General features: G+C 59.9%; 19 protein-coding genes and 2 pseudogenes. 16 read left to right on the top strand and 5 right to left on the bottom strand.

Annotation, left to right across the window (positions count from 1 at the left end; genetic code table 11):
* The first annotated feature begins 68 nt into the window (after positions 1-68).
* Positions 69-896, top strand: a complete 828-nt coding sequence (locus tag HMPREF9452_RS04670) for a hypothetical protein (RefSeq protein WP_009140972.1) — start codon at positions 69-71, stop codon at positions 894-896.
* Positions 897-904: 8 nt separating this feature from the next.
* Here HMPREF9452_RS04670 and HMPREF9452_RS04665 read toward each other — a convergent pair whose 3' ends face one another.
* The gene (locus HMPREF9452_RS04665) at positions 905-1273 is read right to left on the bottom strand and encodes a hypothetical protein (RefSeq protein ID WP_009140971.1); all 369 of its coding nucleotides are present in this window, start codon (positions 1271-1273) and stop codon (positions 905-907) included.
* A gap of 209 nt (positions 1274-1482) precedes the next feature.
* On the opposite strand from HMPREF9452_RS04665, the gene HMPREF9452_RS04660 reads away from it, so the two are divergent.
* Positions 1483-2520 carry a DMT family transporter gene (locus tag HMPREF9452_RS04660; protein ID WP_009140970.1) on the top strand — a complete coding sequence of 346 codons (1038 nt, stop codon included), beginning with the start codon at positions 1483-1485 and terminating at the stop codon, positions 2518-2520.
* A 224-nt stretch (positions 2521-2744) separates the two neighbouring features.
* On the top strand, positions 2745-3179 hold the full coding sequence (locus HMPREF9452_RS04655) for an HIT family protein (RefSeq protein ID WP_009140969.1): 435 nt from the start codon (positions 2745-2747) through the stop codon (positions 3177-3179).
* Positions 3180-3287: 108 nt separating this feature from the next.
* On the opposite strand, the pseudogene HMPREF9452_RS12345 reads toward HMPREF9452_RS04655, so the two are convergent.
* Positions 3288-3416 (bottom strand): annotated as a pseudogene (locus HMPREF9452_RS12345) (DUF1016 N-terminal domain-containing protein); the annotation flags it as partial.
* Between HMPREF9452_RS12345 and HMPREF9452_RS11770 the strand changes: the two are divergent.
* Positions 3369-3707, top strand: coding sequence for a tyrosine-type recombinase/integrase (locus HMPREF9452_RS11770; protein WP_232205017.1), 339 nt, complete (start codon positions 3369-3371; stop codon positions 3705-3707). The pseudogene HMPREF9452_RS12345 and the gene HMPREF9452_RS11770 sit on opposite strands and share 48 nt — an antisense overlap.
* Before the next feature lie 200 nt (positions 3708-3907).
* Here the strand turns inward: HMPREF9452_RS11770 and HMPREF9452_RS04650 are convergent, their stop codons facing one another.
* The gene (locus HMPREF9452_RS04650; protein ID WP_009140968.1) at positions 3908-4873 is read right to left on the bottom strand and encodes an SPFH domain-containing protein; all 966 of its coding nucleotides are present in this window, start codon (positions 4871-4873) and stop codon (positions 3908-3910) included.
* A 275-nt stretch (positions 4874-5148) separates the two neighbouring features.
* Entirely contained in the window at positions 5149-6807 is a 1659-nt protein-coding gene (locus HMPREF9452_RS04645; protein WP_009140967.1) for a carboxypeptidase M32, read from the bottom strand.
* Between the two features lie 966 nt (positions 6808-7773).
* Between HMPREF9452_RS04645 and HMPREF9452_RS11275 the strand changes: the two are divergent.
* From HMPREF9452_RS11275 to HMPREF9452_RS04600, 9 genes and pseudogenes are all read left to right on the top strand, one after another.
* Positions 7774-8550 (top strand): annotated as a pseudogene (locus HMPREF9452_RS11275) (DUF1016 N-terminal domain-containing protein).
* A 75-nt stretch (positions 8551-8625) separates the two neighbouring features.
* Complete coding sequence (locus HMPREF9452_RS04635) at positions 8626-8955, top strand: hypothetical protein (protein ID WP_009140963.1); 330 nt, start codon at positions 8626-8628, stop codon at positions 8953-8955.
* 310 nt (positions 8956-9265) lie between these two features.
* Positions 9266-9538: a type II toxin -antitoxin system TacA 1-like antitoxin gene (locus HMPREF9452_RS04630; protein ID WP_009140962.1), complete on the top strand. Its 273-nt coding sequence runs from the start codon at positions 9266-9268 to the stop codon at positions 9536-9538.
* Complete coding sequence (locus tag HMPREF9452_RS04625) at positions 9535-10011, top strand: GNAT family N-acetyltransferase (RefSeq protein WP_009140961.1); 477 nt, start codon at positions 9535-9537, stop codon at positions 10009-10011. Before HMPREF9452_RS04630 ends, HMPREF9452_RS04625 begins: the two co-directional genes overlap by 4 nt.
* A 1297-nt stretch (positions 10012-11308) precedes the next feature.
* On the top strand, positions 11309-12385 hold the full coding sequence (gene pheS, locus HMPREF9452_RS04620; protein ID WP_009140959.1) for a phenylalanine--tRNA ligase subunit alpha: 1077 nt from the start codon (positions 11309-11311) through the stop codon (positions 12383-12385).
* A 45-nt stretch (positions 12386-12430) separates the two neighbouring features.
* Positions 12431-14896, top strand: a complete 2466-nt coding sequence (pheT, locus tag HMPREF9452_RS04615; protein WP_009140958.1) for a phenylalanine--tRNA ligase subunit beta — start codon at positions 12431-12433, stop codon at positions 14894-14896.
* 180 nt (positions 14897-15076) lie between these two features.
* Complete coding sequence (locus HMPREF9452_RS11270; protein WP_009140957.1) at positions 15077-15931, top strand: FIVAR domain-containing protein; 855 nt, start codon at positions 15077-15079, stop codon at positions 15929-15931.
* Between the two features lie 21 nt (positions 15932-15952).
* Complete coding sequence (locus tag HMPREF9452_RS04605) at positions 15953-16324, top strand: PH domain-containing protein (protein WP_009140956.1); 372 nt, start codon at positions 15953-15955, stop codon at positions 16322-16324.
* Between the two features lie 75 nt (positions 16325-16399).
* The gene (locus HMPREF9452_RS04600; protein ID WP_009140955.1) at positions 16400-17212 is read left to right on the top strand and encodes a hypothetical protein; all 813 of its coding nucleotides are present in this window, start codon (positions 16400-16402) and stop codon (positions 17210-17212) included.
* A gap of 160 nt (positions 17213-17372) precedes the next feature.
* Here the strand turns inward: HMPREF9452_RS04600 and pyk are convergent, their stop codons facing one another.
* A complete protein-coding gene (gene pyk, locus HMPREF9452_RS04595; RefSeq protein WP_009140954.1) occupies positions 17373-18833 on the bottom strand; it encodes a pyruvate kinase in 1461 nt (486 codons plus the stop codon).
* A 667-nt stretch (positions 18834-19500) separates the two neighbouring features.
* Between pyk and HMPREF9452_RS04590 the strand changes: the two genes are divergently transcribed.
* The 3 genes from HMPREF9452_RS04590 to cpaB all read left to right on the top strand — a co-directional run bounded on the left by HMPREF9452_RS04590 (position 19501) and on the right by cpaB (position 24792).
* Positions 19501-22179: a cation-translocating P-type ATPase gene (locus HMPREF9452_RS04590; protein ID WP_009140953.1), complete on the top strand. Its 2679-nt coding sequence runs from the start codon at positions 19501-19503 to the stop codon at positions 22177-22179.
* Positions 22180-22633: 454 nt separating this feature from the next.
* A complete protein-coding gene (rsgA, locus tag HMPREF9452_RS04585) occupies positions 22634-23845 on the top strand; it encodes a ribosome small subunit-dependent GTPase A (protein ID WP_009140952.1) in 1212 nt (403 codons plus the stop codon).
* A gap of 293 nt (positions 23846-24138) precedes the next feature.
* A complete protein-coding gene (cpaB, locus tag HMPREF9452_RS04580) occupies positions 24139-24792 on the top strand; it encodes a Flp pilus assembly protein CpaB (RefSeq protein WP_009140951.1) in 654 nt (217 codons plus the stop codon).
* Positions 24793-24913 lie beyond the last annotated feature (121 nt).

Raw genomic sequence — 24913 nt, 5'->3', positions numbered from 1 at the left:
CAGGGTGTTGCGGCTTGAAGCGCGATGGTATCCTGCAATAGCCGACGATATCGATAGGGGTTTTACAGATGAAGCGCTTTACCACTGCGGAGGGTCGCGGCCAGGCGGTTGTCGCCATGGTTGGCTGCGCGTTTCTCTTCGCCGCCCTGGGCACGCTTGTGTACAGCCGGTTTTGCACGAGCATTGGCGCGGCGGGGCTGTATAACCGCGCGTCCGTTGGCGTTGGCTTTATTCTGTTTGGCATCTCGATGGCGCTCTTCACGCCGTGTCTCTATCTGCAGCGCCTGCATCGCGCCCATATCGACCCCGCCCAGCTTGGCAGGGAGCTCAAAGGCGTTGTCCTGGGATTTCTTTGCTACGGCGTGGCGTTTATCTTTGCCATGGGGGCGCTTTCCTCTGCGGACGAGACCGGCGTGGTTGGAATCGCGCTCGCGATCGCCTTTGGCGCGGTGGCCGTTTGCTATCGCCGTTATCGCAAGAAGAACCCCATAGCGTATAAACATACCGGCTCGGCCGCCCTTGTGGTGTTTTGCGGCGCTATGGCGGCGTTCTCCGTTGCGGCCGGTGCGCTTTCATGCGGCGAGGTTCTCGACGACCTCTCTGGTGGGTGGAGGCAGGATGAGTTCGCGTTCTACGGCGCGAGCGTCAACCGTCCGAGCGGCCGCGGCTCCATGCTTACGCCCACCACGATCGAGGTCGATCTTTACGAGGACGTCGCGGCGGCGGATGCCCGTCGGGCGAGCGCGCACCTTTCCGTCAACGCTTCGGATTGGCCCCAGGTCGAGCGCGTGCTGGAGGAGCCGCTGGCAGAGGTTCGCTGGTATCCAGAGACCGGCACGTTGGTGGGGGCGCGAGATGTGGATAGTCCGCTTGCGGCGGGAGATCCTATCGAATAGCGTCGGCGTCAGCGACTCAGGATAAGCATGAGCCGGGCGACGGATACGGCAAGCGGGTAGCGCTCTTCGAGCGGCACCTCGTCCACGTTATCGAGCGCCGCTTGGACGAGGTCTTCGCTGCAGCCCAGCGCAGAGGCGAGGACCGCGGGAGGGTAGGCGAAGCTGCCGTCTTGCTGGGTGAGCGTCTTGAGGGCGCCGACAAGCCAGCTGTTGGGGGAGACGTTGAGCTGGAGCGCGGATGAGATCTCTTGTTTCTTGAGGGAGATGAGCGCTTTGCGGGGACGGGCGCTCGCCTGCGCCAGGCGCTCGTCCACAATCTCGCCGATGGCGGAATCGCTTGCGATGATATCGATGGCCTCTTGCATGGTGCGGTCCATGGCGTCCTCCGTCTGCCGATTGGCGGCGTTCGATCTAGGCGGGCGCCGAACTCGCGCCCTTCTTGTCCCAGTATATGCTTTAGCGTGATGCATCGTTTTGGGCAACGCTATAAAAAAGTTGCCGTGACCTTGCGTTTTGGTGTTGTTGCAGCGCGTGGTTGTGCGATATGGTGGACGCCTATGGGGACGAATGACGGGAGAAGAATCGCATGACAAGCAAGCTTGCCGGGTCGGAGAATCAGACAGGGGCGCATGCCGCGGAGGCTATTGCCGAGAACGCGGTGGACGAGGAGCACATGCCGTCTGACGGTCGCGACGCTATGTCGCGTGCTCAGCGCAAGGCATGGCGTGAACGTCTGAATGATAAGGCGGCGCGCCAAGCTCTGGTGGGCGTTGTCGCGACGCTCGCCGGCGGTACGTTCTGGGGATTCTCGGGTACGTGCGCCAGCTTTTTGTTTGCGAATTACGACATCGACACCATGTGGCTCACCTGCATACGCCAGATCTTGGCGGGCGCCACATTTTTGATTGTGGTGCTGATGTTCGACCGTAAGCGTTTGTTCACGCTACTCACCACGCCCAAGCACCTTAAGACACTGCTACTCCTTGCCGCGTTCGGCGTGTTCTTCAATCAGTTCTTCTACCTGTTGGCGGTGCGCCTTACCAATGCTGGAACGGCCACGGTGCTGCAATGCTTGCAGCTGGTGCTGATTATGGCGTATACGTGCGTGACCGTGCGGCGCCTGCCGCGTCGTCGCGAGCTCGCCGGCTTGCTTTTGGCATTTGGCGGCACGTACCTTATCGCTACGGGTGGCGACCCCACCCAGCTGGCGATTCCGCCCGAGGGCTTGGCTGTTGGACTTATCGCCGCGGTGGGAGCCGCGTGCATGTCCATCATTCCCACCAGCATCCTGCCTATCTACGGCTCGTCCATCGTTACGGGTACGGCGATGTTTATCTCAGGCATTGTGAGCTCGATTTTTATCCAGCCGTGGAACAACGTACCCGCTTTGGACGGCGTGGGCTGGGGCGCGCTGCTGGTGCTGATCTTTGTGGGATCTTGTTTGGCGTACGCGCTGTACCTGCAGGGCGTGAAAGACATTGGCTCTGTGCGCGCCAGCCTGCTGGGCACGGTGGAGCCCGTTTCCGCCACAGTGACCAGCGCCTTGTTCCTGGGAACCTTCTTCGCCCCCACGGACATCGTCGGCTTCGCCCTCATCATCTTCATGGTGTTCCTGACGGCGTAGAAGCGTGCTGTCGGATTCGCGTTTATAAAACAAACAATTAAAAAGTGAACGTTCACCTAATAGTGACAACTCGTTGGCAGTATCATGGCAGCAGTGGATGCGAAATCGATTTCGTATCCACTGCGCATGCGTTGTATCTGTCCATTATCTGGTGGTGCAAACGGGGGGGGATTGCACCTGCTGCAAAAGCGACATTCATTGTTGACCAGATCGAAAGGATCACCATGGAACGACACACCGATTGCTCGTACTGCATGTGCGGGACCGACAACACGCTCGTCGATGCCTTTGGCATCCCCATGCTCGACCTGCCCGCCAGCAAGCTCATCCTGTTTAAGGAGCAGAGCCACAAGGGTCGCGTAATCGTGGCCTCCAAGCAGCACGTCGATGACATCTCCTGCATGTCCGAGGAAGACGCCGCCGCCTTTATGGCCGATGTCCGCCACGTCGCAGCTGCGCTGCACAAGGCGTTCAACCCCGACAAAATTAACTTTGGTGCTTACGGCGATACCATGCATCATCTACACGTGCATATCGTCCCCAAGTACAAGGACGACCCGTTTGAGTTTGGCGACGTATTCGCCATGAACCCCGGCCGCATCACGCTCGAGCCGGCTCAGTACGACGAAATCACCCAGGCAATTATCGACAACCTGTAAGCGAGCAGAGGCTGCTGAAACTGGCTCCTTATCCTTGCTCGCCAGCAGGCGCTCTCGAAACATCGTGTTGGTTTGACGCTCGAGCTGACGTGTACTCCACTTCGCGTCTGCGCATTCATTCATGTACCACATGCGGGCGTCGGGGTCGGATATACGGGAAAGCCTTCGATAGTGAGTCCAGCTCAATTCGTGACGCAGTGCGTCACAAATTGGAAATGCCTGGTAAAACAACCGCATATAGCGAAGGTTGGACGGATCAAATCCTTTGCCAAAATCGAGAGTGAGTCTTTCGATGGGAGGGCACAACGGCTGAGCGTCTGCACAATCGAGAAGAGGATCAAGGCGCTGGGGGAGAAAGCGCAGATTGGTAGGGTACATCCTCATAAGTTCCGACGCACGCTGGCCATACACGCAATCGGCAAAGGCATGCCCATCGAGCAGGTGCAAAAACAAATTTCAGCAAGCTCACCGCGAATGCGAACGCAACGGGTCTTCCCATATTTACCCGTCATGATCTTGCGGCTTTAATGTCTTCGTGGAAATCGAGAGGACTTCACCTAGCTCTACCGTTGGCACATTCGATTCGAAGCGCTTGCGAAGCTCCGCAGCAACAAGATTAGCTTAATAGGCGTTTGTGAAAAAACGGCCCCGACCTCCATGCGAGATCGGGGCTGCTGCCGTTTGACGCGCTTGACGCCGGGAGTCGCCTTGCGCGAGCGGGCGAGGTACTACTCGACCGGGTCCACGGCGGGGACCTTGATGCCCTCGCCGGCTTGGTCCGCGGTGATGATCTGCTCGAACATGCTGGTGGAGTCGCGGAAGTCCGTGGGCAAAACCACCGTCGCGGCCTTGCCGCTCTTGGCGAACTCGCTCATCATCTCGGTCCACTGGGTGAACATGAACAGCTGGTTGGCCTCGTCGTTGCCCACGCCGGTCTCCTGGATGGTCTCAAGCGAGTCCTTGATGCCCAGGGCGATGGCTTTGCGCTGGTTGGCGATGCCCTCGCCGGCCTTCTCCATGGCCTCCGCCTCAGCCTTGGCCTCGGTGACGCGGCGGATGCGGTCCGCCTCGGCCAGGTCCTGCGCCGCGGCCTTGGTGCGCTGGGCGGCGTTGATCTGATTCATGGAGTCCTCGACCTCTGCCGGCAGCGCGATCTTGGTGATCAGCGTGGAGACCAGGGTGAAGCCGTAGGCGTCCATCTGCTCGGAGACGGTGGCGTTGACGTCCTTGGCGATGTCGTCCTTCTTGGCAAAGACCTCGTCCAACGTGTAGACGGGGATGGAAGAGCGCAGGGCATCCGTAATGAAGTCGCGCATCTGGGCGACGGGCTGCTGCAGCATGTAGTAGCTCTTGTACACGCCGGAATCCGCGGGACTGGAGCCCATGTCATAGCTGACGTGGTACTGGGCGGAGACTTCCAGGCCGATGGTGACGTTGTCCTCGGTCTTCACGTCGATATCGAATCCGTTCTTCATGGTGCGAAGGCTTACCGTGGCGGCCTTGCGGTCGATGAAGGGGATCTTGGCGTGGAACCCCGCGCCGACGATGCGGTGGAACTTGCCCAGGCGCTCGATGATGACGGCGTGCTGCTGCTTGACCACAAAGAAGACGTTGCCGGTGAGCGCTGCGATCACAAGCAGGATGAGGACGAGGCCTATAAGGCCGCCAAAGAGGTTGAAGATTGCGTAGAGCATGGGTGCTCCTTCGAACGGGTTCTGGGCTCAAGGACGGTGCCGCGCGCTGGCTACGGGGCGTCGCGGCCGCCGCTCGGCTTCAGAACGGTCTACGTTAGGCAACAGGATACCCATTTGCATCGGTGAGAAATGCCATCTGCCGCTCGCCGCTTCACGGTGCCGTTCGCCGTCGCGTTCCAAAGAAAAGGGCGACCCGCGTGGGGCCGCCCAAAGCGATGCTCGTCCAAAGGCGCAAGCTGATGCGGCGGCAGGTGGCCGCGCCGCGTTGCCGAACTTTAGAGTTTGTACAGGTCGCGGAACTTGGTGGAGAGGTAATCGCAGAAGAACGTGGCGTCAAAGGGGGCGCCGCAAGAGCCGGCGATGAGCTCGGGCGCGTCCTTGCCGCGGCCAAAGCGCCAGATGTTGTCGCCCAGCCAGGTGCGCACCGGGGCCAGGTCGCCGGATGCGCAGGCGCCCTCGAGGTCGATGCCCGCTGCGCGCATGGCGGGAACGTACTGCGCGTCGTAGGCGCTGCCCAGGGCGTAGCTGGGGAAGTAGCCAAACGCGCCACCGGACCAGTGGGTGTCCTGCAGGGCGCCCTCGGTGTGGGTAGGAACGTCCAGGCCAAGGTACTGCTTGGTCTTTTGCGCCCACAGGGCGGGAACGTCCTTGGCCGTGGCCTCGCCGGAGAAGAGCATGCGCTCGATCTCGTAGCGGATCATGATGTGCAGCGGGTAGGTGAGCTCGTCTGCCTCGGTGCGGATGAGCGAGGGCTGGGCGATGTTGACGGCGCGGTAGAGCGCATCCTCGTCCACGTTGTTGTAGACCTCCGGCGCGTGCTTGCGCAGCAGGGCGAGCAGCGGGCCCATAAAGGCGCGGGAGCGGCCGACGGTGTTCTCGAAGAAGCGGCTCTGGCTCTCATGGATGCCCATGGAGGTGCCGCCCTCAAGGCAGGTGAAGGCGTAGGCGGGGTCGACGCCCAACTCGTAGATGGCGTGGCCGGCCTCATGGATGACGGAGTAGACGTTGCTCATGAGGTTGTCCTCGTAGATGTGCGTCGCCACGCGCGCGTCGCCCACGCTGAAGCCCTCCGAGAACGGGTGCTCGGTGAAGGCCAGGGTGGTGGAGGCCATGTCCAAGCCAACCAGCTTCATAAGGTCGAAGGACAGGTTGCGCTGGACGCTCTCCGGCACGCGCGCGGTGAGGAAATCCGCCTGGGGCTGCTCGCCGCGCTCGGCGATATCGCGGACCAGTGGAACCACGGTTTCGCGGACCTGGGAGAAGAACTTGTCATAAGAGGCGGCGTCCATGCCGCGCTCGTACTGGTCCAGCCAGACGTCGTAGGGATCGCGGGAGCTGTCGAGGTAGCCCGCCTGGCGCTTGAGCGCATCGACCATGCGGTCGATGTAGGGCTCGAAAGAATCCCAATCATTGGCGAGCTTTGCCTTGTGCCACACGGCGTCCGCCTCGCACGTGAGGCGGCTCCATGCCTCGACCTCTTCCTGGGGGAATGCCATGGCCTCGCGTTGGTCGCGCTCGAAGACGCGGACCTCGTCGGCGAGCTGGGCGTCGTCGAGCTTGCCCTTGGAGAGTGCCTTGTTGAGCTTATGGACCAGCTTTTGGGCGCGTTCGCTGGTGAGGATCTGGTGGTGCTCGCCGGCGAGCGCGGCCATCGCTTCGCCGCGGGCGGGGGCGGCGTTCTCCGGTGCAACCGTGGCCCCGTCGAACTCGGTGATCTTTAGCAGGTAAGAGCGGGTCCACAGCTCGCGCTGCAGGGCGCGGAACTCCTCGGCGCGCTGGGGCGCCTGGCAGACGTGGCCTTCTTCGTGGCCGTGGCAGCAGCACTCGCCGTCGCCATGCTTGTGCTCATGCTCGTGCTTGCCGCAGCATTCGCCGTGCTTGTGGTCATGCTTATGGTCATGTTTACAGGTGCAGTCATCTTTGTGCTTGCCCATGGTGCCTCCTGGCGCGTACGTGGGGGATTGGTTTGACGATTGAGAGTGTACCCAGCGGGCGGGGATACTGTCTATGAAAGCGCTGTCGGGTGCTATGCATGCGCGCCCAGCATAGTGCAAGGTCAGGCGGGTGCCTACATTTCAACAATGCATAGATAAAAGGGCGCTGGAAACCGTTGCCGGTCGCTGTGGCAGTTGAGGACCACGAGGTGGGTAAGGCAAGGTCCGCAGGCCCCAGTTTTTGCGCGAGAAGGGCTTTATCTTTGGCAGAAAGGGCGGCACGGCGGCAGTCGGGCAAGGTGCAAGTGAATTCTAAGAGACGGGCATGCTAGTTATGTCTCCAATCTATCTCTAGAATCTTGCCCCCATCGAGGCCCTTCTTTGCGAGGGTCATGGCGGAGAGGGCCGTTTTGAGTATGCACGGCCCTGAAGCACCCACCTCGTGGCCCTCAGCTGCCATCCCCAGCGGAGGCGGTTTGTCGAATGGGGTTAGCTGGCCATCTCGATGCCCTGGCGAATGCCGTCGACTCCCAGCCTGCCCTGTCCGTAGGCCGCCAGGTCGCCTTCCTTGTCGACAAAGTGGGTAACAGGCACGCCGGTTACGCCCCGAACTAGGAGCGCTCCTCGGGTTCGAAGCCCCCGAAGTCGCTCTGATGGTTGTAGTGGCGCCACCCCGAGCGCAGGGCTGATCCCAATAGACCGATATCGCCGTAGCATGGGCGGAGAGCGGCTATCGCGGGCGCGGGCGATGTCGCTTGTTGAGTGGATTTGCGTATCGGGGGTAAGTGAGGCAGAGGGAACGCATTATCGCATCTGGAGATAACGCTCCTAAGCGCTCGCTTCCCAAGCTCATTTCCGGTGAGATTGAGGTGCGATGTTATATCCGGTCGGCGTGCTATGCTCGCCTGAGCAGGGTGCCACATTGTGTGCCATTCGTTGCACAGTCTATAAACTGGATGATCTGTCATGTCGCTGAACACGGGTGAATACAAAGAGTCTCTTGGTCGTGTGGCCAAGGTCATCTCTTCCGCGCGGTCGAATGCGGCGCAGAAGGCTTCTGCAGAGATGATTCGCATGTACTGGCTCATAGGCAACGAGCTTGTGGCGCGTTCGGAGTGGGGCAACAAATACATCGAAACTCTGTCGAAGGACATTAGGGCTGCATTCCCCGGCATCAGGGGATTCTCGGTCCGTAGTCTCAAGTACATGGCATAGTTCGCTCGTGAGGTGGATTCTGAATTGTGCAGCAGTTACTGCACAATTCCATGGGGTCATATGATGCCGCTCCTCGACAAGACCGAGCCCGGGGAAGAGCGATTGTGGTACCTGAACGCGACTATCGAAAATGGCTGGTCGCGTGTGGTCTTTGACCATCAGATCGATTTGCGGCTCTACGAGCGCCAGAAGCTTGCCGGCAAGGTGACCAACTTCTCTCGCACCTTGCCCGCACTGGAGAGCGAACTTGCCCAACGGGCGCTCAAAGACCCGTACGTGTTCGACTTCATCACCACCAGGCAGGGCCACCAGGAGCATGAGATCGAACAGCAGATGGTCGAGAACGCAACTGCTCGAACGCGACGCATCGCGATCCTAACGGCATCGACATCTAGGCGTTCAGCCTCAATCGAAGATCGCGTACCATATCCAGGCGGACGGGGTGTTTCCCGAGAAATGTTGCTACGCGAAGTAGCGCCAGTGCGCTTGCAGTCGCAAGACTCCTGCAATGTCAGTTATCTATTTTAGCGTCTATCATTAAGGCCAATTTAAAATGGACAGGGTGCAATTTATCGGCGCGCGTTCAGAGTATGGAGGCGGCTCATGATCCCCATAGATGCATTCATGGCGCTTTATGACGCGCTCCCCGGCAGCGACGAGATCGAGCTTCAGTTTTTTGGCGAGCGGCCTCATGACTACATGGTTATCAAGGATGAGGATTGTGCCATATTCCAGGCCTATGGGAATGGCGAGCATGCCTGGGTTTCGTTTCCGTCTATTGGGGACCTCATCGCCGCTGATCTACCCGATGGTATCTGCCTCGCGCGCGACTGGGACGAGCTTGAGGTGGTTATCGTCGACAGCGCATGGGTGCTGCCCAATGAGTGGGACATCGCGGATCTTGAGAAGCGCTTTTCTATCTCGCTTGGCTAGCCAGCGTACGCCGTGTTTAGCGCTTGTTGCGTAAGCGAACTGATGCTTCATCGATGGTCCGAGAAGGGGCACCGATCCAATGGAGCGCACCTTGCTCCCGTGTGCTCGCTACAAATCCCGCAGTCTGAGGATGCTTGCAATGCCGGCGACGAAGGTGTCGAATTCCAGCGGGCAGGCGTTCGATCCAGAATGCTCGGCTCCATGCCGTATATGGTGCTCGCTGCAACGCCATATGGACGCGCTGGTCCCTCAGCGCTATAATCGTACGTAGTAATTCCGTACAAATGTCACGCTTAAAGAGGGGGACGACATGGCAGCGCCCGCTTTGGAAAAGCCCTGCAGGATGGACCTGAGGCTCACCAGCTCCCAGCGAGCCAATTATGAGGAGGCGGCGGCGCTCAGGGGCCAGACGCTCACGCAGTGGTCGACCTCCAAGCTCGATGAGGCGGCGGCAGCAGATATAGAGGCAGCGCGCCTTACGCGGCTCACGGGGCCCGCGTTCGAGGAGTTCTGCTCGATGCTCGACGCCCCGCTACCGGAGTCGACCCGCGAGCTCCTGGCCCGTGAGGAGATCTGGGCATGACGGCTGGGTTCTCCCGGCCCGTCCAGCTTGCGGCGGGGGAGGGTATAGAGGGCTTCCATTGCGGCGTCGAAATCGTTGATTCGTGGGCCGCGCGCCATGCCGCAACCGCTCGCGTGCGAGGAACGGGCGTGGTCTACGTGTCGCGCTGCGCCGGGCGCGTGGCGGGCTTCTATACGCTGAGCACGCATTCCATTGTGCGGACCGACATCGGCGGGGGATGGCTCGCCCGCAACGCCCCCTCCCAGGTCCCCGCCGTGCTTCTGGGGATGTTGGGCGTGGACGACGATTTTAAAGGAATGGGGCTTGGCGCCGCCCTGCTACGCGATGCGATCGTCAACGCGTCCAAGGTCGCAGCGATCGCCGGTGCTTGGGCGCTCGTGGTCGATCCCGTGGACGATTCGGCGGCGGCGTTTTATGCCCGTTTCGGGTTCAGCCGCATAGGAGATTCGGGCCGTATGGCCATCAAACTGTAGATCGAATGCGGGTATGGTTCTTTTGAAATGAGGGGTGCGCTTGGGGTTCGGCTCAGCCGCGCTGCCGCCCCTTGGACCCCGCCGACTTACGACTACCGCGAGACCGTCCGCCGCATCGACGAGGCCATGTTCTAGTTCGTCCTGCCGTTCCGAACCCATGGCGTCCTCTTTAGCCATCTTGAAGGCGGCCCATGCGGGGTCGCCGGCGTAGAAGGCGACGCGGGTGAGGATCTCTGCCATCTAGGACTTGGCGCCGCCGCTATCGAGCCGCTCGACGTCGGCGAAGTAGGCCAGGTAGATGGGCGGCATGGGCAGTAGGCGGGGAGATGAAGGTGATGATGCCCTCGAGAAAGGATGCGAGGTGGGTCACGGGCCGTCCTGTTCGCGAGATGGGGCGGTTTTCACTGTGGCAATTAGATTGGCGTTCACGGTCTTTGCGCATTGTGGAAAATGTATTCGAGATGCCGCGCAATTGTCGGTGACTTGGTCACAGTGTGTGGGCGCTTCGTAACGCGCATCGTTGCGTTTGGCGATGAAGCCCTTCTTGGTAGGGCCGTCGCATCAAGAAATAACAAGGTCGCTTCGTATGGGCGAAAGGCGGTCTGGCTGCCTTATCTTGCGATAAATACTATTTCCACTACAAAAACGATAATAACGATAAAAGCGATAATGGCGAATAGCTTCTGGTATCGCGCCAGATTGTCGAGCCCGCGGAGCGTGGGTATGTGGCATTTTCGATTCCGTTTATGCGCGAGCGCCTTGTTCAAAATCGCAAGGGCCTACTCGCGAGGTATGGGGTTGAGTTATAGATGGAGACGGGCAAGGCTTGTCCGTCTTGTTTGCAAGTTCTGCAAGTTCTGTCAGCTTAAAGGGTGATGCACTCTTTTAGTCTGATTGCGTTGTGTTATCCTTCTGCCAATTGCGTTGACGGAGAGGTTGGGCCTCGCCGCATCGTTGCCAAGAGAGGGAGGGCCGCCGGCTGCAAGCCCACCCGCAACGATAGAAGCCCGAGTTCACTCCCGAGCTGCGACTTGAACGGTGGTTCCGCGATACGGGCATGCAAGACGATATTTGCGCTCGTTTCCGCGTGTTCGTGCTGAGTAGGGAAGCCGCCCGCCTGAGCGACATCGGGCAAAAGAGGGTTCGCCGGGAGGACAACCGGCGGCCAATCAAGGTGGTACCGCGGAAATCTGATCCGTCCTTGGGAGTGTGAGCGATCACATGATTCCAAGGGCGGATTTTTCTATGGAACAGGTTGGTGCCGTGATGCGGTGCCGCTTGGAAAGAGAGGGAACAGATGAGTTTGATCGATGAACTTGAGGAGCTCGAACAGCGAGCGAAGGAGCTGATCGAGGGCGCGGAGACGAGCGACAAGCTCGAGGCCGCGCGCGTGGCGCTTCTTGGCCGCAAGGGCGAGATCACCGGCCTGATGCGCATGATGGGCAAGATCTCTCCCGAGGAGCGCCCCGTTTTGGGCAAGCGAGCCAACGAGATGCGTCGCATGGCCGAGACGCTGTTGGACAACCGCACCCAGCAGCTCAAGCGCGCCGCCATTCGCGAGCTTATGGCGACCGAGGCCGTGGACATCACCCTGCCGGGCGCTCGTCCTAAGATCGGTCACCAGCACCTCATCAACCAGATCATCGAGGAGATCGAGGATGTCTTCTGCGGCATCGGCTACACCGTGGAGACCGGCCCGCAGGTTGAGAGCAGCTGGTACAACTTCACCGCGCTGAACGCCCCATTGGACCATCCTAGCCGCTCTGCCCGCGATACCTTTTATGTAAAGGACAACGCCCCCGGCACCGCCGCCCATCCCGAGCAGCATGCCCATGGCGAGTCCGACGTGCTGCTGCGCACCCAGACCTCCGGCGTGCAGATCCACACCATGGAGTCCCAGAAGCCTCCTATCTACATGATCGCTCCCGGCCGCGTGTACCGTCCCGATACGGCAGACGCCTGCCACCTGCCGCAGTTCCATCAGGTGGAGGGCCTGGTCGTTGACAAGGGCATCACCTTCGGCGACCTCAAGGGCACGCTCGACTACTTTGTTAAGTGCATGTTTGGCGAGGACCGCGCCACGCGCTATCGTCCGCACTTCTTCCCGTTCACCGAGCCCTCCTGCGAGGTCGACGTTTCCTGCGGCGTGTGCGGCGGCAAGGGCTGCCCCTTCTGCAAGCACTCCGGCTGGATCGAGATCTTGGGCTGCGGCATGGTCGACCCCAACGTCCTCATCAACTGCGGCATCGACCCCGACGTGTACTCCGGCTTCGCCTTTGGCGCCGGCGTGGAGCGCATCGCTGCGCTTCGCTACGACCTGCCCGACCTGCGCGCCCTGGTCACGGGCGACATGCGCTTCCTTGAGCAGTTCTAAGCACGCCCGATCCAAAAGCCGATTTCATTCCAAAGGAGTACATAGATGAAGGTTTCATACGACTGGCTTTCCAGCATGGTCGAGGTTCCGGAGGATCCTTCCGAGCTCGCGACCGAATTCATTCGCACCGGTACCGAGGTCGAGGCTATCGAGACCGTGGGCGAGTCCTTCGACCATATCGTCACCGCTAAGGTGGTCTCCAAAGAGCCGCACCCGGACTCCGACCATATGTGGGTCACCAAGGTTGACGTGGGCGCCTGTAACGTGGATGCCGACGGCAATCCCGAGCCCCTGCAGATTGTCTGCGGTGCTCAGAACTTCAACGAAGGCGACCACATTGTGACCGCCATGATCGGCGCCGAGCTGCCGGGCGACATCAAGATCAAGAAGAGCAAGCTGCGCGGCGTGGTCTCCATGGGCATGAACTGCTCTGCTCGCGAGCTGGGGCTTTCCAGCGATCACGCGGGCATTATGATCCTGCCCCAGGACGCTCCCGTTGGTATGCCGTTCTCCCAGTACCACGGCACGTCTGATACCGTGCTCGACTGCGAGATCACGCCCAACCGCGCCGACTGCCTTTCTATGATCGGCATCGCCCGCGAGGTCGGCGCCATCTACGACCGCGACTTCCATGTTGAGCTGCCCGCTATCAAGGCCGAGGTCGGCCGCGCTACCGCCGATGAGGTCACGGTTGAACTTGCGGACGGGAACCTCTGCAGCCGCTACGTGGCCCGCATCGTCCGCAACGTGAAGGTTGGCCCTTCGCCCGAGTGGCTGGTGGAGCGCCTGAACGCCTGCGGCATCCGTCCCCACAACAACATCGTCGACATCACCAACTATGTGATGATGCTTACCGGCCAGCCGCTACACGCATTCGATCTGTCCACCTTCGCCGAGCGCGACGGCAAGCGTTCCGTAGTGGTTCGCGCCGCGCACGAGGGCGAGACCTTCCGCACCCTGGACGATGTGGAGCGCACCCTGGCCGAGGGCATGGCGCTAATCACTGACGGCGAGCGCCCCGTCGCTCTTGCCGGCGTCATGGGCGGCATGGATTCCGAGATCGAGGACGATACCGTCGACGTGCTGGTTGAGAGCGCCTGCTTCAACGCCGGCCGTACCTCGCACACCAGCCGCGACCTCTCGCTTATCTCCGACGCCTCCATTCGCTTCGAGCGTCAGGTGGACGAGACCGGTTGCGTGGACGTCGCCAACGTCACCTGCGCCCTTATCGAGGAGCTTGCCGGCGGCGAGGTCGCTCCGGGCTACGTGGACGTCTACCCCGCGCCCAAGACCATCGAGTCCATCGAGTTGCGCTACGCCCGCGTGCTCGACTTGTGCGGTGCCCCCATCGAGATCGACTTCATTCAGCGCTCCCTGACCCGTCTTGGCTGCAGTGTCGAGACCGCAGGAGAGGGCCGCGAGACCGTTTTCACCGTGACGCCGCCCTCCTTCCGCCCCGACCTGCCGCGTGAAATCGACCTTATCGAGGAGGTTCTGCGTCTGTGGGGCATGGGCCGCGTCGAAGCGACCATCCCTGCCGCCAAGAACCACATCGGCGGTCTCACCCATCGCCAGCAGCAGATTCGCAAGGTCGGCCGCGTGCTGCGTTCCTGCGGCCTCAACGAGACCATGAACTTCTCATTCGCTGCTCCGGGCGACCTTGAGCGCATTGGCATGGGCGAGGAGGGGCTTGGCTGCCCCGTGATCCTTATGAACCCGCTGGTGGCCGAACAGACCGAGATGCGCCGCTCGCTTATTCCGGCGCTTCTGCAGGCTGTTGAGTACAACATCTCCCACAGCACCGCCAACGTGCAGCTCTACGAGACCGGCACCGTCTTCATTGGTCGCGAAAACGCCAGCGCTCCCAAGGAGCGCGAGAACGTCGCCGGCGTCATGTCTGGTGCTATGGGCGACATCTCCTGGATCAAAAAGCCCATGCCGCTTCGCTTCTTCGACGGCAAGGGCGTGGTCGAGGAGCTGCTTGACCAGATGCGCGTGCCCAAGGTACGTTTCCGTCCCGCCGAGGGCGAGGGCTATGCCTTCCTGCAGCCCGGCCGCTGCGCCGAGGTCCTGTCCGGCGGCGTAGTGCTCGGCTGGGTTGGAGAGATCCATCCGGATGCGCGCGACGTCTACGGTATCGATATTCCCGTGGTCGCCTTCGAGCTCAATCTGGACGCGCTGCTGAGCGTTGCCGGCTCTCAGGAGGCCTACCACGAGTTCTCGCAGTTCCCCAGCGTTGAGCATGACCTGGCCATCGTTGTGGACGACAGCGTTACCTGCGAGGACCTTGAACGCCGTCTGCGCAGTGCCGGCGGCAAGCTGCTGGTTGGCGTGCGCTTGTTCGACGTCTATCGCGACAAGGAGCGCGTGGGCGAGGGCAAGAAGTCCATGGCGTTCGCGCTGACCTATCGCTCCGACGACCACACGTTGACGTCCGAAGAGGTCGAGAAGACCCATCAGAAGCTGGTCACCAAGGTGTGCAAGGCCGTTGGCGGCGAGGTCCGCAGCTAGGGTTACCCCATTTGATATAGCTGAAATGAGGGAGCGTCAGTGTGTTGGGACGCTCCCTTCTTTAGACCGATTATTGTGTAAAAAGGCATGGCATTTATATTGCTATACTTTCTATAACTGCCATGGGACAAGCAGTATCGAAGGCAGTGTGTTGAGGGTCAACATTGATGGGAGGAAAACATGGGGGAAGAGAAGAAAGCTGTTGGTAGTTTTGTGCCTACGCCAATGGAAATGAGCGAAAAGCAGGGCGGGGCCTCGGAGAATAATGAGGATCATGGTCCAGTTGCTGCTCCTGATCTCGATTATGGTAAATCAGCGTTGAAAAATGCTGGAAAGGATAAGAAGAAGCCTTCCAAGAAAAAAGCAATAATCATTGGTTGCGTAGTTGTTCTTCTTTTAGCGGCGATTGGATCGGGCGGTAATAGCGACAAATCCTCGACCACAAGTAAAGAGGGCAGCACTGAAAGTGCTGAGCAGGTAACTAAGGTTGAAGAAGAGCCCAGCGTCGACAAGTCTATGTTGAAATCCTCAATTGAGGCATACACCTCTTTGTCCGGGAACGACTATACGCCGGAGACTTTTCAAGCGTTGCTCGAAGCGTTGGATGCAGCAAAAAAGGTTCTTGATGATGATAAGGCCACTCAAGACGATGTCGATGACGCGCATAGCAAGCTCGTATCGGCCCATTCGTCTTTAAAAGAGGTGTTTAAGCCGGAAAACTACTCTGCAGTCGCCTTTGCTGACGTTGCAAGGAATCCCGACGATTATATGGGGCAGCAGCTGACGTTTACCGGGAAAGTGCTTCAGGTGGTAGAAGGAACCGATGAGACCGACCTGCGCATTGCGACGGACGGAGGCTGGGATGACGTTATCTTTGTTGGGTATGATTCTGATTTGCTTGGCGGCACACGAGTCCTCGAGGATGATTCGGTGACTGTGTACGGTACGTGCTTGGGTCAGTATACGTATGAATCCACTTTGGGGGCTGCAATATCATTGCCTGCGCTGTATGCGGATCAGGTTGTAATTAACTAATTAGAGAACAGGGGGAGGAAAATGGCCGAGAGTATCGAATCGATTGCAACTTGGACATTCATGAGGGAGATTGATTTACCGTCAGATATTGCATCGATACTCATTGATGGCGAGCAGCCTTTTGCGGCATATGCAACGATAAGGGACGCGGCTATTTTTACAAACAAAAGGCTGATCATTAGAGATTCACAGGGCATTACGGGCAAGAAAATCGAAATGTACTCCTTGCCGTGGAGCTCAATCAATATGTGGTCATCGGAGAACGCTGGTTTTATGGACGTCAATTCTGAGATCGAGTTGTGGACTAGGGCAGGGCACATTAAAATCGCTTTGAAACAGGGTGTCGATATCAGAAAAATTGATCAGCTGATTAGCTACTTCGTTCTTTCGTGAAAGCGAATGAAAGCAGTGTTTGAGTTGAAGGAGCCCGCGGGTAGCGTGGGCTCCTTTTAATTAAGGGGTGCGTTCATGCCAAGTTGGAACATCCATATTGCCCAGACGCAAGAGGTGCTGGCGCGCAACTGCTCGCTCACGCGTGCGGTGCACGACCAAAACGCCTTTTTGTTTGGCAACGTGGTGCCGGACATTCGCGTTGGCTACATGGTGCCAGGTATTGCCGACCCCATTCCTTACCGCATCACGCATTTTGCCAAGCCGGAGCCCATCCCCAAGCCGCGCGAGGACGAATTTTGGCACACTTTTGTTGCGCCCGTGCTTCACGGTGCGGATGGGTCGCGCGTTGCCGCCCTTAGTATTGAGGACGAGCGCGAGCGCATCAACCGCATCCATTACCCGGTGCGCTATGAGAATGAACCTGCGTTGATCCAGGATCCCCAAGAGGTTGCCGCAGCGAACTCCACCGCGGAGACGGACATTGAGGCGTCCCGCGTTGATTTGACGCTTGGCACGTGGGCCCACCTGCTGGCGGACAACATTTGGAACACCCGCGTAAACGAGTACCTTGAGGCCCATGGCGGGCGCCCCAGCGATTCGTTCCGCATCAAGAAGCAGAGCGATTTCGACTGGTTTGGCCGTTCTCGTCCCCTGCGTCTCATCCCCGTTGCCTCTGTGCGCCTTATTGGGGCAGCGGCGCGGTTTGCCCAGTACCCCATCGATAGGGACCTGGTTATCGCCACGGTGGGCGTGGCGCATGAGACGGTTCGTGTGAACGAGGGGACCGATCAGCATCCGCCCTACCAGCTTCTTACGGACGAGTTCTTTGCGCAGACGTTTGCAGAGGTGGTTAAGCAGACCATAAGCCTGTTTGAGGAGCGCGCGTAATAAAGCTTGGACGAGGTTGGGCTTGTGGTTTGCGGCTAGCTGACGCAGCCCATAATGGAGCGCGGAACTGATCGTATTAATAGATGGCTAAAACAAAATCCCCGCTGGACCCTTGGGATCCAGCGGGGATTGTTGTGTAAGCGATTGCTAGGGTTAAACCTTAGCGGACCTGGGCCACGCAGCAGATGTTGGTCGAGGTGATCTTGTCCTCCAGGGTAACGGAGGTAGCGGGATCGCCAGCGGTAACAACGGTGATGTCGCCCTGCTTAAGGAAGCCGCAGTCGCGTGCGGCGTCGATGGCGTGGGCAGCGGTCAGGCTGACGTCATCGCCCTCGGTCTCAGCCAGGAAGGGAACAACGCCCCAGTACATGAGCATCTTGGCGACGGCCCACTCGTTGCGGGTGAAGGCGACGATGGGCATGTTGGGACGGAAGTGGGACACCAGACGAGCGGAGCGGCCGGTGGTGGTGGGAACGGTGATGCACTTGGCGCGAACGGTGGTGGCCATGTTCACAGCGGAGAGGCCCACAACGTTGTTGATCACGCGGGTACCCTTGGCGCCGTCGGGAACCTTGAGCTCGCGGTGAGCGGGCAGGTGGCGCTCGGTCTCCATGGCGATGCTGGCCTGCATCTTAACGGCCTCAACCGGGTACTGGCCGGCAGCGGACTCACCGGAGAGCATAACGGCGTCGGTGCCGTCGTAGATGGCGTTGGCAACGTCGGCAACCTCTGCGCGGGTGGGGCGGGGGTTACGCTGCATGGAGTCGAGCATCTGGGTAGCGGTGATGACCGGCTTGTAAGCAGCGTTGCACTTGGCGATGATCTCCTTCTGGATGAAGGGGACCAGCTGCGGGGCGATCTCGATGCCCAGGTCGCCACGGGCGACCATGATGCCGTCGGACTCCTCGAGAATCTCGTCGAAGTTTTCGACGCCCAGGGAGCTCTCGATCTTGGGGAAGATGGAGATGTGCTCGCCGCCGTTGCTGTCGAGCAGCTCGCGGATCTCGCGGACGGCCTTGCCGCTGCGGATGAAGGAGGCGGCAACGTAGTTGACGTTCTCGGAGATGCCGAACAGGATGTCCTGACGATCGCGCTCGGTGATGGCGGGCAGGCTCAGGTCAACGTTGGGGATGTTGACGCCCTTGCGCTCGCCGATCTCGCCGTTGTTCATAACGATGCAGTGCATGTCGGCACCGTCGACGTGGTCGACCTTGAGGTCGATCAGGCCGTCGTCGATCAGGATGTGGGAACTGGGCTTAACCTCGTTGGGGAGGTTGAGGTAGTCAAGGGAGATGTGGCCGGAGTTGCCAAGGTTCTCCTCGGTGGTGGGCTCAGCGGTGACGATGATGGGGTCGCCAGCGGTGACGGAGACCTTCTTGTGGCCCTCGAGCAGGCCGGTGCGGACCTCGGGGCCCTTGGTGTCGAGCAGGATGCCAACGGGCTGGCCCAGCTCGGCAGCGATGCGGCGAACGCGCTCGATGCGGCCGTGGTGCTCCTCGTAGGAGCCATGGGAGAAGTTGAAGCGGGCAACGTTCATGCCAGCCTTGATCATCTCGCGCAGGATATCATCGCTATCGCAGGCGGGACCCATCGTGCATACAATCTTGGTGCGCTTGAACATTCAGACCTCCATCTGACGTGGTTTTTTGCGCTAATACAACCGATAAGCATTATAGGGGAATAGAAGCGGCCGTGATATTACTTTTACCGCATCCATGTCAACCCTCTACTACGCGAACGGGTGGTTAAACCCGTTGGGCGTAATCGATTTCATAATGCGCGTGTTTAGGTGAAAGATTCCTTCCCAACAGATAAATTTCTACGGAGTTCCACAATTATGTTTGCTTTCGCGCGTCTTATGTTTGGGACTGTTCGAGAAGTTTGCAGAGCGTGGTGCGCGATACGCCCAAAATGCCCGCCGCCTCTGGTCTGATTCCATCAAGAATACCTTTTAGGTTGTGGGCGATCAGTATCGGGACGAAGCCTCGCTGCTGCGTCGAAAAGGGCAAGGGGGTTCCGTGTGGCAGCTGAGAGGGAGAGCCTGTCTCAAGACGAGCGCGCGGAATGGCCTTGCGCCGCGTAATAAGAATAAATTATCATCAGTTGTGGTGAGCTGGTACCAAATCTGGAACCTCTGTTGGTTTCTATACTAGGACGGTAAGGGTTGGGTACCATATCGACCTATGACAAGCCCTTGCCCCTCCTGGGGGAATTATAATCGGGTGTCAGACTGTTGGAGTGGGGTGCGGACGCACCGCATCCCAAGAGAAAGTTCCAGGAGGGATTTTATGGAGAAGGAGTACCTGGCTTCGGCCGAGGACGTGCTCGCTGCACAGTCCTCTAACGCCGAGACAGGCCTGTCCGCGGCTGAGGCCGCCTCGCGTCTTGCGAGCGTTGGCCCTAACAAGCTGGACGAAGAAGAGAAGACACCCATGTGGAAGCGCTTCTTCGAGCAGATGGCAGACCCCATGGTCATCATGCTGCTCGTTGCTGCCGCCATTTCGGTGATCACAGGCTTCATCCAGGGCGAGCCCGAGTGGGCGGACGCTGCGATCATTCTGTCCGTCGTTATCTTGAACTCGGTTTTGGGCGTGGTCCAGGAGGCTAAGTCCGAGCAGGCCCTTGAGGCCCTGCAGGAGATGAGCGCCGCCCAGTCCAAGGTTATGCGCGACGGCAAGCTCGTCCACATGCCCAGCTCCGAGCTGGTTCCCGGTGATATCGTCCTGCTCGAAGCGGGCGACTCCGTGCCGGCAGACTGCCGCGTTCTCGAGAGCGCTTCCATGAAGATCGAGGAGGCCGCCCTTACTGGCGAGTCCGTCCCGGTAGAGAAGCACGCCGATCAGATCGCCCTTGCCGCCGATACCGATGACGTGCCGCTGGGCGACCGCAAGAACATGTGCTACATGGGTTCCACCGTGGTGTACGGCCGCGGTCGCGCCGTTGTTGTTGGCACCGGCATGAAGACCGAGATGGGCAAGATCGCCACCGCCCTTACCCAGGCTAAGAAGGAGCTCACCCCGCTTCAGATGAAGCTCAACGAGCTCTCCGGCATCCTTACCAAGCTCGTTCTCGCCATCTGCGTGATCATCTTCGCCGTCGACATCATCCGCCACTTCGGTGATCTTGGCTCCAACCCCGCCATGCTGCTCGACACCTTCATGGTCGCCGTGTCCCTGGCCGTTGCCGCTATTCCCGAGGGCCTGGTTGCCGTCGTCACCATCGTTCTGTCCATGGGCGTTACCAAGATGTCCAAGCGTCAGGCAATCATCCGTAAGATGACCGCTGTCGAGACCCTTGGCTGCACCCAGATCATCTGCTCCGATAAGACCGGTACCCTTACCCAGAACAAGATGACCGTCGTCAAGCACGAGCTCGCCTGCTCCGAGGAGAAGTTCCTTGCTGGCATGGCCCTGTGCTCCGATGCTAAGTGGGACGAGGAGAAGGGCGAGGCCGTTGGCGAGCCCACCGAGTGCGCTCTGGTCAACGATGCCGCCAAGGCTGGCATGAAGCGCCTCGACGTCGAGCACCCGCGTGTGGGCGAGGCTCCGTTCGATTCCGGCCGCAAGATGATGTCCGTTGTGGTCGAGGAGGCCGACGGCACCTTTGAGCAGTACACCAAGGGCGGCCCGGACGTTGTTCTGTCCCGCTGCACCCATGTGTACGAGAACGGCGAGATCGTCCCCATGACCGACGCCCGCCGCGAGGAGATCCTCACGGCAAACAAGGCCATGGCCGATCAGGCCCTGCGCGTTCTGGCCCTGTCCAGCCGCACCTATACCGAGAAGCCTTCTGACTTCAGCCCCGCGGCCCTTGAGCACGATTTGGTGTTCTGCGGCCTGTCCGGCATGATCGACCCGGTCCGCCCCGAGGTCACCGCTGCTATCGCGGAGGCCAAGGAGGCCGGTATTCGCGCCGTCATGATCACCGGCGACCACATCGACACCGCCGTCGCCATCGCCAAGGACCTGGGTATCGTTACGGACGCCTCCCAGGCCATCACCGGCGCTCAGCTCGACAAGATTTCTGACGAGGACTTCAAGGAGAAGGTCACCGACATCTCCGTCTACGCCCGCGTCCAGCCCGAGCACAAGGCTCGTATCGTCGATGCCTGGAAGAGCCGCGGCAACATCGTCGCCATGACCGGCGACGGCGTTAACGACGCTCCGTCTATCAAGCGCGCCGACATCGGCGTCGGCATGGGCATCACCGGTACCGACGTCACCAAGAACGTCGCGGACATGGTTCTCGCCGACGACAACTTCGCCACCATCATCAACGCGGTGGAGGAAGGCCGTCGTATCTACGACAACATCCGCAAGGTTATCCAGTTCCTGCTGTCCGCCAACATCGCCGAGGTTCTCTCCGTCTTTGTCGCGACCCTGATCGGCTTCACCATCTTCCAGCCGGTTCAGCTGCTGTGGATCAACCTCATTACCGACTCCCTGCCCGCGCTCGCGCTTGGCATGGAGGAGGCCGAGGGCGACGTTATGAAGCGCAAGCCGCGTAACGCCTCCGACGGCGTCTTCGCCGGCGGCATGGGTCTCGATATCGCCTTCCAGGGCGTCATCATCACCCTGCTGGTGCTCGCCTCCTTCTTCGCGGGCGTCTACTTCGACATGGGCTACATCGACATCGCCGACATGATCGCCGGCAATGCCGACGCCGAGGGCGTCACCATGGCATTCATCACCCTGTCCATGGTCGAGATCTTCCACTCCTTCAACATGCGCAGCCGCCGCGCCTCCATCTTCTCCATGAAGAAGCAGAACAAGTGGCTGTGGGGCGCCGCCGCCCTCGCGCTGGCGCTGACCGTCGTCCCCGTCGAGGTCGACTTCCTGGCCGAGGTCTTCGGCTTCATGCCGCTGCCCGTCCACGCGCTGCTGACCGCTCTTGGCTTGGCATTCCTGATCATCCCGATCATGGAGGTCTACAAGGCAATCATGCGCAAGGTCGAGAAGGACGCGTAAAACCGTTTTTGTTCGCTTGCACATAGCGACCCATTAGGGGGTGCGGCTTCAAAGCCGTGCCCCCTTTTTATGAGCGCTCCTTATTGGGTTGTGGCGGATTTATCTTCTGGACCTTGAGCGGCGTTTGATTCTGATGCGGTCCTTGGTTGTGCGTGCGCGCAGCTGAGCCGTTGCTGTGAGCTTTTGTGCGATTCAATGTGATTCGTATGACATGTGCGAATAAGTGATGCAAACACGCAACTTTAGAGAACAATAGCCTTAGAGCCAAGGAAACTAACTCCACCTCCAGCGGCTCCACATGTGCAGGTCGCCCCGTGCTCGGAACGCGGGACGACCGTTTTTTATGGATGGACATTGGTGCGCGCCGAGCGCGTTGGCTATACTCACAGACGTAGAATCAGCTAGTATGAGCGGCTTATTTGACGTATGGATGCCGCGTGCGATAGGAGCTTCTGTGGCAAAGCAAAAGGCAAAGAAGACTAAGGCGGCAAAGGGCCGTTCGCGCGCCCGCCGAGCGGAGGTGCAGGCGCTGCGGTCTGCCGGCTCCGATTCATCGATGGACGAATCGCTGATAGAGGCCCTGCCTAAAATCGATGCGCTGCAAGATGTTCCTTCCTTTGGCGATATGCGCGTGGACCAGTCCCAGGCGGCTGCCTTCCAAACGTTTGTGGACGAGCTTCTCGCGGCGGGCGAGGATGCCATGGCGGGCGCCATGCGCATGGGCGTTGTGGTTAGGCTTGATCGCGGCTTTCCTTTGGTGGCGACGGAAGGACTGACGTTGCGCGCCGAGCACGCCGTTGCGTTTGCGAAGGGGGCGGACATGCTGCCCGCCGTGGGAGACGTGGTGGCCGTGAGGTGCGATCCCGGTCACGACATGGGGGTAATCGAGCGCGTCTTGCCCCGCCGTACCACGTTTGAGCGCTGGCGCGGCAAGAACCGCGGCGAGCGTCAGGTGCTTGCCGCCAACGTCGACATCATCTTCATCGTCCAGCCCTTGGGCGCGGCGCGCGACAGCGTCAAGCTTATGTGCGACCGCATTTCAAGATCGCTCGTTCTGGTCAACGATTGCGGCGCGACTCCCGTTGTGGTTCTCACCAAGGCGGACCGCTGTGATGAAGACGAGCTCTCAAGTGCGGTACGCCATATAGAGAATTTGGTGGGCGAGGGGGTTCGCGTTCTTGTGACCTCTTCTGCTGACGGGCGAGGTTTGGATGAGGTCCGCGCCTGTATTCCCAAGGGGACCTGCGGCATGATCTTGGGCGAATCGGGAGCGGGGAAATCGACCATGCTCAACGTGCTGTTGGGACACGATGCCCTGGCGACAAGCGGCGTGCGCGAGCGCGATGATATGGGACGCCATACAACCGTTGCCCGCGTTATGGTGGCGCTTCCGGATCCGTGCGGCGTTATAGCAGATGCTCCGGGCTTGCGCAGCCTGCCCCTGGTTGGCCATGAGCGCGGTCTTGCTCGAACGTTTCCCGAGGTAGTCGAAGCCGCCCGCGCTTGCCGCTTCAATGACTGCACGCACACCCATGAGCCTGGCTGCGCGGTTCTCGAAGCGGTCGCGGCCGAGGAGATTAACCGCGCTCGCGTTGACGCGTTTTTGGCTTTGGCTGGTGAGATGCGCGTAAGTGCCCAGTCCCTGGATCCGGATATTCATTTGTAGAGACGCCTTGCTGGCGAATAATGATGCTTTGCGGCACCGTTGCGTGAAAACGGGTGCAATTAGACGCCTTCTTGCATGGTGGCGCGCGCTGCGTTAGTACAATTTGTTCGCTCGATATGCCCCCAATCTTTCAGGCGGTGGAAGATTGGGGGCATACATTTGTAAGACCGCGTTTCACTTTCTTAAATGGCTCTCTGTAGCATGCGGCATCCCTTCCACAATGGAATCCGCGCACCGACAGTTGGTGGCTGAGGTCGCCTTGATCGGGCGCTGGTGAACGAGGGGAGTATGGTGTGAAACGCAGGACGAGAATAGCTTTAAGCGTGATTTCGGGCGTCGCGGCGGCTATAGCTGCGTTGCTTTATGCATCGTCTGTTCAGGCGGAGGCCCAGAAAGCGCAGCAAGATGCCCTTGCCCGCTACGGCGGAGAGGTTGTTTCGGTATGCGTGGCAACGCGTGATATCGAACCCGGAGACGTGGTGGACGAGAGCTGCATCGCAATGGAGGAATGGCTTGCGAGCCTGCTTCCCTCGAGCGCGGTGACGTCGATGGACGACGTGCTGGGGAAAACCGCGACCTCGCGCATTCCGAATCGCGCCCCCTTGAGCGCCGCTTATTTCAAGAAGGACGAGAACGCCGTCGAGGTTCCTTCGGGCAAGGTCGCCGTGTCCGTTTCAAGCGATCCCGAGCACGCAGTCGGAGGGGCTTTGGTGCGAAACGCGGTGGTCGATGTCTATGTATCACGGGACTCGATTGCCGACCGCTTGGTGCGCGCCCGCGTGCTGGATACGAGCTCGCTTGCCAACGGCGGCGGGGATATCTCATGGGTGACCCTGGCGGTGGATCCCGCATCGGTAAAGGAGTTGCTGGCTGCTACAACGCAGGGTGCGGTGACGCTTGTGGTTCCGGGCGATCTTGAGCAGGACGAGCAAGGGGGCGCCGCATGATGGGCTCCGTGTGGTTGACATGTTGTTCGCGCGAAGCGTATGCGCGGCTTTTTACCGAGGTGCGGGTGAGGGATGTTCAGGCCAACGTGCTGAGATTTGGTGGAATGGGAGATCTCTCGCA

It is taken from the genome of Collinsella tanakaei YIT 12063, assembly GCF_000225705.1.
Taxonomy (GTDB): Bacteria; Actinomycetota; Coriobacteriia; order Coriobacteriales; family Coriobacteriaceae; genus Collinsella; species Collinsella tanakaei.
This window is presented reverse-complemented; position numbering and strand designations above follow the sequence as displayed.